The organism is Streptomyces sp. NPDC004721 (assembly GCF_053601495.1).
In genome coordinates, this window is sequence record NZ_JBSGBZ010000022.1 from 116440 (window position 1) to 129156 (window position 12717).

At 70.5% G+C, this 12717-nt stretch carries 8 protein-coding genes and 2 pseudogenes; 8 read left to right on the forward strand and 2 right to left on the reverse strand.

Going from position 1 to position 12717, the window contains the following annotated elements:
- Positions 1 to 28 precede the first annotated feature (28 nt).
- The 3 genes from hydA to ACWEK3_RS21590 all read left to right on the forward strand — a co-directional run bounded on the left by hydA (position 29) and on the right by ACWEK3_RS21590 (position 4098).
- Complete coding sequence (gene hydA / locus ACWEK3_RS21580; RefSeq protein ID WP_390724649.1) at positions 29 to 1429, forward strand: dihydropyrimidinase; 1401 nt, start codon at positions 29 to 31, stop codon at positions 1427 to 1429.
- Between the two features lie 11 nt (positions 1430 to 1440).
- Positions 1441 to 2460: a TIGR03842 family LLM class F420-dependent oxidoreductase gene (locus ACWEK3_RS21585; RefSeq protein WP_390724650.1), complete on the forward strand. Its 1020-nt coding sequence runs from the start codon at positions 1441 to 1443 to the stop codon at positions 2458 to 2460.
- A 111-nt stretch (positions 2461 to 2571) separates the two neighbouring features.
- On the forward strand, positions 2572 to 4098 hold the full coding sequence (locus tag ACWEK3_RS21590; protein WP_384427866.1) for an NCS1 family nucleobase:cation symporter-1: 1527 nt from the start codon (positions 2572 to 2574) through the stop codon (positions 4096 to 4098).
- Between the two features lie 59 nt (positions 4099 to 4157).
- On the opposite strand, the gene ACWEK3_RS21595 is transcribed toward ACWEK3_RS21590, so the two are convergent.
- Both ACWEK3_RS21595 and ACWEK3_RS21600 read right to left on the reverse strand, forming a co-directional pair.
- Positions 4158 to 4850 carry a hypothetical protein gene (locus tag ACWEK3_RS21595; RefSeq protein ID WP_450539699.1) on the reverse strand — a complete coding sequence of 231 codons (693 nt, stop codon included), beginning with the start codon at positions 4848 to 4850 and terminating at the stop codon, positions 4158 to 4160.
- A 262-nt stretch (positions 4851 to 5112) separates the two neighbouring features.
- On the reverse strand, positions 5113 to 6177 hold the full coding sequence (locus ACWEK3_RS21600) for a lipoate--protein ligase family protein (RefSeq protein ID WP_450539701.1): 1065 nt from the start codon (positions 6175 to 6177) through the stop codon (positions 5113 to 5115).
- A 486-nt stretch (positions 6178 to 6663) separates the two neighbouring features.
- Between ACWEK3_RS21600 and ACWEK3_RS21605 the strand changes: the two genes are divergently transcribed.
- The 5 genes and pseudogenes from ACWEK3_RS21605 (at position 6664) to ACWEK3_RS21625 (ending at position 12698) form a co-directional block, all read left to right on the forward strand.
- The gene (locus ACWEK3_RS21605) at positions 6664 to 7542 is read left to right on the forward strand and encodes a hypothetical protein (RefSeq protein ID WP_453250355.1); all 879 of its coding nucleotides are present in this window, start codon (positions 6664 to 6666) and stop codon (positions 7540 to 7542) included.
- 627 nt (positions 7543 to 8169) lie between these two features.
- A complete protein-coding gene (galE, locus tag ACWEK3_RS21610) occupies positions 8170 to 9279 on the forward strand; it encodes a UDP-glucose 4-epimerase GalE (protein ID WP_453250356.1) in 1110 nt (369 codons plus the stop codon).
- Positions 9276 to 9467: pseudogene (locus tag ACWEK3_RS21615) on the forward strand (UDP-glucose 6-dehydrogenase); the annotation flags it as partial. The gene galE and the pseudogene ACWEK3_RS21615, both read left to right, overlap by 4 nt.
- A 392-nt stretch (positions 9468 to 9859) precedes the next feature.
- Complete coding sequence (locus ACWEK3_RS21620) at positions 9860 to 11689, forward strand: gamma-glutamyltransferase family protein (RefSeq protein WP_453250357.1); 1830 nt, start codon at positions 9860 to 9862, stop codon at positions 11687 to 11689.
- 140 nt (positions 11690 to 11829) lie between these two features.
- Positions 11830 to 12698 (forward strand): annotated as a pseudogene (locus ACWEK3_RS21625) (inositol monophosphatase family protein).
- The last annotated feature ends 19 nt before the right edge of the window (positions 12699 to 12717 follow it).

Below are 12717 nucleotides of genomic sequence, written 5' to 3' on the forward strand. Positions count from 1 at the left end.
TGCACACCCGACCGGAAGGAGAGGGAGCATGAGCCGCACCGTCATCCGCGGCGGCCTCGTCATCACCGCCGCCGACGAGATCCACGCCGACGTCCTGATCGAGGACGGCCGCATCGCCGCCCTCGCCGCCTCCGGCACCCCGGCCGCCGGGGCGTTCACCGCCGAGCGGACCATCGACGCGACCGGCAAGTACGTGATCCCGGGCGGCGTCGACGGCCACACCCACATGGAGATGCCCTTCGGCGGCACCTACGCCGCGGACACCTTCGAGACCGGCACCCGGGCCGCCGCCTGGGGCGGCACGACCACGATCGTGGACTTCGCCATCCAGACCGTCGGCGGAACCCTGCGGGAGGGCCTGGACGCCTGGCACGCCAAGGCCGAGGGCAACTGCGCGATCGACTACGGCTTCCACATGATCGTCTCCGATGTGAACCAGGAGACGCTCAAGGAGATGGATCTGCTGGTGGAGGAGGGCGTGACCTCCTTCAAGCAGTTCATGGCCTACCCGGGAGTCTTCTACAGCGACGACGGGCAGATCCTGCGCGCCATGCAGCGGGCCGCCGACAACGGCGGGCTGATCATGATGCACGCCGAGAACGGCATCGCCATCGACGTCCTGGTCGAACAGGCCCTGGCCCGCGGCGAGACCGATCCGCGCTACCACGGAGAGGTCCGCAAGGCCCTGCTGGAGGCCGAGGCCACCCACCGCGCCATCCGGCTCGCCCAGGTCGCGGGCGCGCCGCTGTACGTCGTGCACGTCTCGGCGCAGGAGGCGGTCGCCGAACTGGCCAGGGCACGCGACCAGGGACTGCACGTCTTCGGCGAGACCTGCCCGCAGTACCTCTTCCTGTCCACCGACAACCTCGCCGAGCCCGGCTTCGAGGGCGCCAAGTACGTGTGCTCGACGCCCCTTCGCCCCAAGGAGCACCAGGCGGCCCTGTGGAAAGGCCTGCGCACCAACGACCTCCAGGTGGTCTCCACCGACCACTGCCCCTTCTGCTTCACCGGCCAGAAGGAACTCGGCCGCGGCGACTTCTCCAAGATCCCCAACGGCATGCCGGGCGTGGAGAACCGGATGGACCTGCTCCACCAGGCCGTCGTCGACGGGCACATCTCGCGCCGCCGCTGGATCGAGATCGCCTGCGCCACCCCGGCCCGTATGTTCGGCATGTACCCGAAGAAGGGCACCATCGCACCGGGTGCCGACGCGGACGTCGTCGTCTACGACCCGCACGCCGAGCAGGTCATGTCCGCCGAGACCCACCACATGAACGTCGACTACTCGGCGTACGAGGGCAGGCGGATCACCGGCCGGGTGGAGACCGTGCTCTCCCGTGGCGTACCCGTCATCACCGAGCGGGAGTACACCGGGCACGCCGGGCACGGCGTCTACACCCCGCGCTCCACCTGCCAGTACCTCGACTAGGAGTGCCGCCCATGGACTTCGGACTCGTCCTGCAGACCGACCCGCCGGCCTCGCGCGTGGTCAGCCTGATGAAGCGCGCCGAGCGCAACGGCTTCCGCTACGGCTGGACCTTCGACTCCGCCGTGCTCTGGCAGGAGCCGTTCGTGATCTACAGCCAGATCCTCGCGAACACCGAGAAGCTGACCGTCGGACCCATGGTCACCAACCCCGGCACCCGCACCTGGGAGGTCACCGCCTCCACCTTCGCCACCCTCAACGACATGTTCGGCAACCGCACGGTCTGCGGGATCGGCCGCGGCGACTCCGCGATGCGGGTGGCCGGCCGCAAGCCCAACACCCTGGCCCGGATCAGCGAGGCGATGAAGGTCATCAGGGCGCTGGGCAGGGGTGAGGAGGCCGACCTCGGCGGCACGGTGATCAGGTTCCCGTGGATCAAGCCCGGCGCGGAACTGCCCGTGTGGATGGCCGCGTACGGGCCCAAGGCGCTGAAGATGACCGGTGAGGAGGCCGACGGGTTCATCCTCCAGCTCGCCGACCTCTACCTGACCGAGTACATGGTGAAGGCCGTGAAGGACGCGGCGGCCGCGGCCGGGCGCGACCCGTCCGCGGTGAGGATCTGCGTCGCCGCCCCCGCCTACGTCACCGCCGACGACTCGCCCGAGGCGCTCGCCCATGCCCGCGACCAGTGCCGGTGGTTCGGCGGCATGGTCGGCAACCACGTGGCCGACCTGGTCGCCCGCTACGGCGAGCACTCCGCCGCCGTACCCGACGAACTCACCGACTACATCAAGGCCCGCCAGGGCTACGACTACGCCCACCACGGGCGCAGCGGCAACCCGGACACGCAGTTCGTGCCCGACGAGATCGTCGACCGGTTCTGCGTGGTCGGACCGGTCGAGAAGCACATCGAAAAGCTGAACGCGCTGCGCGAGCTGGGCGTGGACCAGTTCGCCGTGTACGACATGCACGACGCGCAGGAAGCCGTGATCGACGCGTACGGGCAGCAGATCATCCCGGCCGTCAACTCCTGAGTCCTCGAGCGCTGTTCCCATCCCCCCTCTGTCCCCCCTCCCCACCTCCCCGGGGAGGGGCCGGGCGCCCGCACCGCCCCGTTTCGACCCGTCTCATCGATTGGGCTGCCCATGACCGACACCGCTCCTCCGGCCATACCGCCGTCCGCGCAGGTCACCCTCCCCGACGGGCGGGTGGAGATCGCCCCCGGCACTCCGCCGCCCAGTGGCCCCTACGCCAATGCGGACCTGCTGCCCGTCCCGGTCGCCAAGCGCACCTGGACCACGTACAACTTCTCCGCGCTGTGGGTCGGCATGGCCCACAACACGGCCTCCTGGACCCTGGCCTCCGGTCTGATCGCCGTCGGCATGGACTGGAAGCAGGCGGTGTTCACCATCGCCCTGGCCAACCTGATCGTGCTCGTTCCCATGCTGCTCACCGGGCACGCGGGACCCAAGTACGGCATCCCCTTCCCGGTCTTCGCCCGCGCCTCCTTCGGCGTGCGCGGCGCCAACCTGCCCGCTGTCGTGCGGGCGTTGGTGGCGTGCGGCTGGTTCGGCATCCAGACCTGGATCGGCGGCGAGGCGATCTACTTCCTCGCCGGGAAGCTGATCGGGAGCGGCTGGACGGACGCCGCGAAGGTGGGCGGCCACGCCTGGACGATGTGGGCGTCGTTCGCCATCTTCTGGGCGATCCAGGTGGCCGTCATCTACCGGGGCATGGAGACCATCCGCCGGTTCGAGAACTGGGCGGCGCCCTTCGTGCTCGTCGGCGCCTTCGTGATGCTGTGGTGGATGAGCAGCAAGGCCGGCGGACTCGGCCCGCTCTTCGACCAGCCGTCGAAACTGGGCTGGGGAGCGGACTTCTGGAAACTGTTCGCGCCCTCCCTGATGGGCATGATCGGCTTCTGGTCCACCCTGTCGCTGAACATCCCGGACTTCACCCGGTACGGCAGGAGCCAGAAGGCGCAGACCCGGGGTCAGGCGCTCGGACTGCCCACGACCATGACCCTGTTCGCGTTCCTGTCCGTGCTGGTCACCTCCGGCTCCCAGGCCGTGTACGGCGAACCGGTATGGGATCCGGTGCAGTTGGCGGCGAAGACGGACAACGTGGTGGGCCTGGTGTACGCGCTGGTGACCGTGCTGGTGGCGACCCTGTCGGTCAACATCGCGGCCAACATGGTCTCCCCGGCCTTCGACTTCTCCAACGTCGCGCCGCGCAAGGTCAGTTTCCGCACCGGCGCGCTCGTCACCGCCGTGCTCGCCGTGGTGATGTGCCCGTGGAAGCTGTACGCCGACCCGCAGGGCTACATCTTCACCTGGCTCGGCCTGGTCGGCGGACTGCTCGGCACCGTCGCCGGCATCCTCATCGCCGACTACTGGGTCCTCAGGCGCTCCCGGCTGGACCTGGCCGACCTGTACCGCGCGGGCGGACGCTACTGGTACGAGGGCGGCTGGAACTGGCGGGCGGTCGTGGCCTTCGTGGTGGGCGGCGTGCTGGCCATCGGCGGCGCGGATTTCCACCCGCTGATCGACGGCCGGCCCATCCCGGCCCTGAAGTCCCTCGCCGACTACGGCTGGGCGGTGGGCCTGGGCACCTCGCTGGTGCTGTACCTGCTGCTGATGGCGGCGCGCGGCCGGCAGCGGGCGACCGTCTGACGCGCGTCATCGCCTGAGCGCTGTACTGCCCGACGCGCTTCACCGCCCGGGGAGGACGGTCAGCCCGTACGACCGTTCTCCAGGGCGGCCATCGCCTCCTTGGCGGCCTTGATGGCGCCCTTGTTGATCTCGTCCGTGCTCGGCGCCTTCTTCGACTCGAAGTCGCTGCCGTTGTACGTGACGACCACGATCGCGTTGGCGGAGCGGGCCAGCACCACGCCCTCGCGGGTCTCCTGCTTGTCCTCGGTGGTCAGGTTCACCACCGAGTAGGCACTGTCCCCGAGGCCGGGCACCGCCCCGCCGCCGCTCTTGTCGCTGGTCCGCTGCTGGTACGACTTCAGCGCCGCCTCGTCCGTCGCCATGATCTCGAAGGACACGTCGAGCCAGCGGTAGTCGTAGTCCTTGAGCGCGTTCCAGGAGCAGGTCCGGCGCACCTTGGTGTCCGTCGACGGGATCTCCTTGCCCGCCGGCTTGGCACCCGGCACCAGGGACGTGACCGTCTTCTCGGCGATGCTGGTGCACGGTGCGGGGGCGGACGCGTACGTCTTGGTCACCGCGTTCGACGACGGCGCGGACGGCTCGGAGGACGACCCGTCGTCGGCGCCGCGGTTCTCCTGCTGTTCGGTATTGGGTCCGGCTGCGGCCGGGGAGGCGGCCAACGGGCCGGACGTCAACGCCCAGCCCGCGCAGGCGAGCACGACGACCGGACTCAGACGCGCGGTGAGCGCGAGGGGGAGAGGAAGTTCACGCACGGCGCACTTCTCGTGTGGGGGACGGACGCGGTGCGAAGCGATTCCACACCGCGGACGGGACCTCAGTGTCACACGACTCCCCGTGTGGCGGAAGCGGTACTCCGCTCCGTGCCCGGACGGTCACGGCCGCCCGCTCCTGACGTACCGTTTGTCGTTTATGTCCAGACAGGGGAGGGGAAACGGAGCAGGACCCTTGAGGCCCGCGCCGGGCAACTCCTCGTTCCCGCCCAGGAGTCGGGGCCGGTGGCGGCGCGCGTGAACGCTACGGCACCCGCGCCGTCCACTGGTCCGAACCGAACTTCGTCCGCGCCAGCTCCCGCGCGCGGGCCAGCTCCTCGTCGGTCGCCTTGCCGACCGTCAGGCCGTACCGGGCGCGGAAGGACTCCACCATTCGCGTGATGACGGCCTCGCGGGCGAGCCCGGTCTGCCGGCGCAGCGGGTCCACCCGCTTCTTCGCGCTCCCGATGCCCTTGTCGGACAGCTTCTCCCGCCCGATCCGCAGCACCTCGAGCATCTTGTCGGCGTCGATGTCGTACGACATGGTCACGTGGTGCAGCACCGCGCCGGGTCCTCCGTCGGGCCCCACCATCCGCTTCTGCGCGGCGCCGGCGATCTTGCCCTGGTCGGTGGCGATGTCGTTCAGCGGTTGGTACCAGGCCCGGATGCCCATGTCACCGAGGGCGCCGAGCACCCAGTCGTCCAGGTAGGCGTAGCTGTCCTGGAAGGACAGTCCCTGCACCAGTGCCTCCGGCACCGACAGCGAGTACGTGATCGTGTTGCCCGGCTCGACGAACATCGCGCCGCCGCCGGAGATCCGGCGCACCACCTCGACGCCGTGCCGCGCCGCCCCCTCGGGGTCCACCTCGTTGCGTAGCGACTGGAAGCTGCCGATGATCACCGCGGGTGCGGCCCACTCCCACACGCGCAGGGTCGGCGGACGCCGGCCCGCGGCGACCTCCGCCGTCAGCACCTCGTCCAGCGCCATGTGCAGCGCGGGGGACTGCGGGCCGTCGTGGACGAGCTGCCAGTCGTAGTCCGTCCAGTCCGTGGCGTGCGCCAGCGCGCGGCGCACCGCGATTCCGATGCCCTCGGACGTCAGCCCGTACATCACGGTGCCCTCGGGCAGCGCCGCGTCGATCCGGGCGGCCAGGCCCGCCGCACCGGTGTCCGCGGGGGCGCCCTCCAGCGCGCGGTTCACGGCGTCCAGCGCCTCGTCCGGCTCCAGGAAGAAGTCACCCGCCACGCGCACGTGCCGCAGCGCGCCGTCCTCGACCTCCACGTCCACGACGACGAGCTTGCCGCCGGGAACCTTGTACTCACCGTGCACCGTCCGACCTCCGTTCTGCCGCAGCAGATCAACACCGAGGACCGTCGTGGTGTTCCCGCGCCTACGAGGTCTGTGGGGCGTGGGCGTCCTTCAGGGCGGTGACGAACGACGTCCAGGCGGGGGCCGTGACCGCGAGAATCGGACCGCGGGAGCACCGCACTGTCATTCGCCACCTCGGCGAGGGTGTCGCCATGACCGTCCGGGTGTACTGCACCCGGGACCGTGCGCGACTCGAGGTCACCGACCCGGACCCGCGCGCCCTGCCCGTTGCGGTGGGGTGTGGATCGGTGGCCCGGCGGCAAGACCGTGTGGTGCGAACTGGCGGCCCAGTTGTCAGGGGCTGGCGACGCATACCGGTTTCAGAGTGATGAGGTCGAGGGCGAGCCGTCGAGTGCGTCGATTTGCGTGGAATGACCGTCGGGATGATCTCGGCCGAGTGTTGCTGTACAGTCCGCGCCGCTCCGCCGTGACGTAAGGAAAAGGTCCATGCGAACTCGCCTCCGGTGTGCCCTCGTGCTCGTACTCCCGCTCGTGCTCTCGCTGGACGCATGCGGAGTTGAGGCGGGGAAGTCGGCCGGGGCGGCGGGAAGCCCCGAGGTGGCGGCGACTGTGTCCGCGTCGCCCGAGCCGTCCGCGACGCCCGAGTCGCCGGAGGACTTCCTCGACCTCGCGGAGAAGGCGATGGCCGAGGAGTCCGGCTGGACCTTCTCCGTGAAGGGGGAGGAGGGGCTCACTCTCCAGGGGCAGAAGAACGCGGCCACCTACCGGGCCACGGTCCGGCGCGCGATGAAGCCGGAGGTGCTGCGGTCCGAGGGCGTCACCACCAGCAGCAAGGGGACCAGGAGGAACGAGGAGATATACGTCGCCGACGGCACCGCCTACCTCAAGGAGGGCGACGCGCCCTGGAAGCACGCCCCCGTCACCGACCCGGAGATGCGGAACAAGGTCGAGGACCCGGTCGCGGTCGTCGAAGAGTTCCGGACGTACGCGAAGGCCACCGGGGGAGACGTGAAGGTGACCGGGACGGGCGACGGCACGGTGGAACTCCGCGTCGCGAGCGGCGAACGGAAGCTGAGTGCCGTCGCGGACCGGGCCTGGGCGAAGAAGGCGAAGCGCGAGTTCGATCCGACGGCTGAACAGCTCCGCAAGGCGGGGGTGGCCGTCGAGGACGCCCAGCTGACGCTCTCCGGCCTTGACGAGGTACTGGTCCTGGACGCGAAGACGTACCGGATCAGGAGTCACCGGTTGGACTTCGGTTTCCTGATCCCGTACGGCGGCGCCGACATCACGTTCGAGCAGCATGTCGGCGAGGAGAACCAGGGGACGTATGCCGGGAGGATTGAGCTCCCGGCGGACGTGCAGTGAGATGAGGCGTTCGCCCGGACCGACCGACGCGCGGAAACAGCGAGGTAAGACGCCGCATGTTCACCACCCGGCCCACCCTCCGGGGCACCTTCGGCATGGAGGCCCCGGGATCGGGCCGCTGACCTGGGCTTTCGACGCCTCTTAAGTCCCTGACCTGCGGGAACGGGTCTTTCAGCGTCTTTCGTAGGGGTACCGGCTCGTGCCGTTCGAACTCCTCGCGCGCCGGCGAAAACCGTGTGCCAGTGATCGCCAGTTGGTCCAGGCGGATGAGGATCACAGTGCGGGATGTGGTCTGCCGGTTCACGGGCTCGGTCTGGCCTGCCTGGACCCTGATTCCGTTCGACTCGCCGACGCTGGGTGGGGAGCCATCGTTCACTCCATCGGTGCAGGTATGTGCCGCGAGGGAATGGGGCCGAGCCGGTAAAGCGCAACCGCACAGCCGCCCGGACTGGGCCGGTCGGCGGTAGCTCTCCACCCGAGACCAGATCGTCATACCGGCCGATTTCATATCTTTTCTTCATGTCTGTGCCTGACCTTGCCCAACTGAGGTGACATCCGGGCGGTGCCGCGCGCCCCTCATTCCGTCCTCCTCCATTCCCCCTCGATGCCCAACGGAGGTGTCACTCCATGTCCCAGCCACGCACGATCATGGTGACCGGGGGTGCCGGATTCATCGGCAGCCATACCTGCGCAGAGCTCCTCTCGCGCGGTCACAACGTGATCGTCGTCGACAACCACCAAAACAGCGTCCCTGAGGCGCTCCGTCGCGTCGAGTCGGTGGCCGGCCGCCGCCTGGCCGCCTCCTACGTCCTGGACGTCCGCGACCGCAACGCACTGTCCAGTGTCTTCGCCTGCCATCCCTTCGACGCGGTGGTTCACTTCGCCGGCCGCAAGGCGGTGAGGGAGTCGGGGCGGATGCCCGTCGAGTACTACGACACCAACGTGGGCGGCACCACCGCACTGCTGGAGGTGATGAGTGAACACCACGTGCACCGGCTGGTGTTCTCCTCCTCATGCTCCCTGTACGGCGCCGCCGCCCGTATGCCCCTGATCGAGGACGACCAGGTGGCACGCGTCAACCCGTACGCACGCTCGAAGTGGATGTGCGAACAGATCCTCGCCGACGTGTGCGCCCGCCGGCCCGAGTTCACCGTGCACGCGTTGCGCTACTTCAACCCTGTCGGCGCCCACCGGTCCGGGCTTCTGGGGGAGGACCCGCTCGGCATGCCGGACAACCTCATGCCCTGTATCGCCCAGGTCGCCGCGGGCCTGCGCGAGCACGTCACAGTCTTCGGTGACGACTGGCCCACCCCGGACGGAACGGGCGTGCGCGACTACATCCACGTCATGGACGTGGCCGAAGGGCACCGGATCGCGCTGGAGTGTTCCGCGCCGCCGGGACTGCACGTCCTCAACCTGGGCAGCGGGCGCGGTACCTCGGTGCTCCAGCTGATCGAGGCCTACCAACGGGCCTCCGGCCGGCCCGTGCCGTACCGCATCGGCCCCCGGCGTCCGGGTGACGTGCCGGATCTCGTCGTCGACGGGTCCGCCGCGTCCGATGTCTTGGGCTGGTACCCGATCCGGGGCCTGGCCCGGATGTGCCGGGACTCCTGGCGCTTCCAGACCGCCAACCCCTACGGCTACCGAACCCCAGGAGTCCCCGGCCCCGCCGTCGCCGAGCCCCGTGCCAGGACCGGGCCGGTCCGCCTCCACGCCACCCCCCGGAGCAGCAGATGAAACTGACCGTCATCGGCACCGGCTGCCTCGGTGCCGTCCATGCCGCCCGCATGGCCGAAATCGGGCACGAGGTCCTAGGGGTCGACATCGACGAGGCCAAGGCCGCCGCACTCGCGGCGGGCCGGACGCCGTTCGTACGAGAACGACGGAGCGGGCCTCCTGCTCTACTCCTCCGACACGCAGCGACCGTCCCGCGAGTCGGCTGACCGTCCGGCCGAGAACTTCGCCACGTATTCGACACGTCGCCCGCGAAAACCGGGTGACAGCCGGACAGCCCCGGAGCCTTCCCATGACCGTCGGGGGGTGCCCGGGGCTTCGTCGTGCGCGGTGGAACTCGGCCTGACCAGTGAAAAGCCCTCCCGCTGGGGGCTGTCAATGGCGACCCCGGCAGGACTCGAGCCTGCGGCCAAGCGCTTGGAAGGCGTCGGCCGGTAGGGCACCGGAGTGAGAGCGCATCCGATCGGTAGCCTGCTGCCTGGTCAAGGCTGAGCGGAGTCAAGCTGAAACTCCCCAGATCCTCCCCCAGACAGGTATGAAGGATTGGCGAGGCCGCAGGCGCGCCCAAACACCGAGGTGAGAGATGCAGTTCACCACCCGACCCACGCTTCAGGGATCCTTCGGCATGGTGTCCTCCACCCACTGGCTCGCCTCGCAGTCGGCGATGGCCGTGCTGGAGAGCGGCGGCAACGCCTACGACGCGGCTGTGGCCGGCGCCTTCGTACTGCACGTCGCGGAGCCGCACCTGAACGGGCCCGCCGGTGAGGTGCCGATCCTGCTCGCCCCGGCGGGCGGCGAGGTGCGGGTGCTGTGCGGGCAGGGTGTCGCCCCGGCCGGGGCGACGGTCACGCACTACCGGGCGCTCGGGCTGGACCTCGTACCCGGCACCGGCCCGCTGGCCGCCGCCGTGCCGGGCGCGTTCGACGCGTGGATGGTGCTGCTGCGCGACCACGGCACGAAGTCCCTCGACGACGTCCTCAAGTACGCCGTCGGGTACGCAGAGCACGGGCACGCGCCCGTGGAGCGCGTCGGCGAGACCGTCGAGACCGTGCGGAGGCTGTTCGAGACCGAGTGGACCTCGTCCGCAGAGGTCTACCTGCCCGGCGGACACTCGCCGCGCCCCGGCACGCTGCTGCGCAACCCCGCGCTCGCCGCCACCTGGAAGCGGCTGCTCACCGAGACCGCGGGCGCGGGGGACCGGGAGGCGCGGATCGAGGCCGCGCGGGAGGTGTGGCGCACCGGTTTCATCGCCGAGGCGCTGGTCCGGCAGGCCGGGCGGCCGACACTGGACACCAGCGGCGAACGGCACACCGGCACCCTGACGGCCGCCGACCTCGCCGCCTGGTCCGCGACCTACGAGACGCCGGCGACGTACGACTGGAACGGCTGGACCGTGTGCAAGGCCGGCCCCTGGAGCCAGGGCCCGGTGCTCCTCCAGCAACTCGCCCTGCTCCCGGCCGAGTTGCCTCCGTACGGCTCAGCCGACTACGTCCACCTGCTCATCGAGGGCTGCAAGCTCGCCATGGCCGACCGGGAGGCCTGGTACGGGGACGCCGCCGAGGTGCCGCTGGCGGAGCTGCTGTCGGCGCCGTACAACACCGAGCGGCGGGGGCTGGTCGGCGCCGCCGCCTCGTACGAGCTGCGGCCCGGCAGCCCCGGCGGGCGCGTCCCACGGCTGAGCACGCACGCGCACGCGGTGGCGGACGGCGAGGGCGAGTTCGACGCGATGGGCGTCGGCGAGCCGACGTTCGCCAAGAGTTCCGCGTCACCCGTGCCGGGCGAACCCGACGTGGCCGCCGACGGCGGCACGCGCGGCGACACCTGCCACATAGACGTCGTCGACCGCTGGGGCAACATGGTCGCCGCCACACCCAGCGGCGGCTGGCTCCAATCCAACCCCGTCGTGCCCGAACTGGGCTTCCCGCTCGGCACCCGGCTTCAGATGGCCTGGCTGGAGGAGGGCCTGCCCAACTCGCTGACGCCGGGCCGCCGTCCACGCACCACCCTCACCCCCTCGATCGCGCTGCGCGACGGGGTGCCGGTCATGGCCTTCGGCACGCCCGGCGGGGACCAGCAGGACCAGTGGCAAATGCACTTCTTCCTCGCGGTCGCGCTGCGCGCCGCCGTCCGCGGGAACCTCGACCTCCAGGGCGCCATCGACGCGCCGAACTGGCACAACGACAGCTTCCCCGGTTCCTTCTACCCGCGTGGGACGCGCCCCGGCAGCGTCACCGTCGAGTCGCGCATGGACCCCAAGGTCGTCGCGGAGCTGCGGCGCCGCGGTCATGACGTGACCGTCGGGGGGCCGTGGTCCGAGGGACGCCTGTGCGCCGTCGCCCGCTGCCCCGAGACCGGCATCCTGTCGGCGGCCGCCAACCCGAGGGGGATGCAGGGCTACGCGGTCGGCCGGTGAAGCCGGCCGGCGTCCGCCACGCGCCGGATGCGGCCTCCACCGGACGTACCGGGATGTCCGATGACGGGTGTTCACGCCGATTCCATCCGGTGTGCACCGGCCCGGCGGGGAATGTCAGTGGGGCATGTTCTCATAGAGACATGATCGAAGAGACGGAAACCATCGAAGAGTTTCTCGCACGTCACTCGGCCGATGTGGAGGAGGCGGTCCGGAAGGCGGCCGCGGCCGAGATATGCCCCGCTTCCGGCGGCTGGCGGAGCACGAGGTGGACCAGAAGTCCGGACCGCACGACCTGGTGACGGACGCGGACCGGCTGGCCGAGCGGTACCTCACGGACGCGCTCGGCGCCCTGCTGCCGGGCTCGGTCGTGGTCGGCGAGGAGGCGGTGCACGCCGACCCGGCGGTCTACGAGGCGGTACGGGGCGACGCACCCGTCTGGATCGTCGACCCGGTGGACGGCACACGGCAGTTCGTGCACGGCGACCCCGGCTTCTGCACCCTGGTCGCGCTCGCCCGGCACGGGGTCGTGCTTGCCTCCTGGACGTACGCGCCGGCGCGCGACCAACTCGCCACGGCCGTACGCGGTCAGGGCGCCTTCCTCGACGGCGCGCCCCTGCGCTGCGGTGCGCCCGAGCCGGGGCGGCCCCTCGAAGTCGCCACGTCCCACCCCGACTACACGACGGACGAGCAGAAGCAGGCGCTGCGCGGCCTGTGGGCGGACGGTGTCGCACCGCGTCCCTGCGGGTCGGCGGGACTGGAGTATCTCGCGGTCGCCCGGGGCGAGTTGGACGCCACGGCCTTCTGCTGGGAGGCGGCCTGGGACCACGCGGCGGGCCTCCTGCTGGTCGAGGAGGCCGGCGGCACCCACCTGACCCTGAGCGGCACCCCCTTCCGCGTCACGGGCGGCAACACCCTGCCCTTCACAGCAGCCCGCAACACGGCCACGGCCCGCCACATCACCGGCCTCCTCACCGCCCCGGACACCCACACCTCCTTGCCCGGCGTGTAAGACCCGACCCCGACGCCGT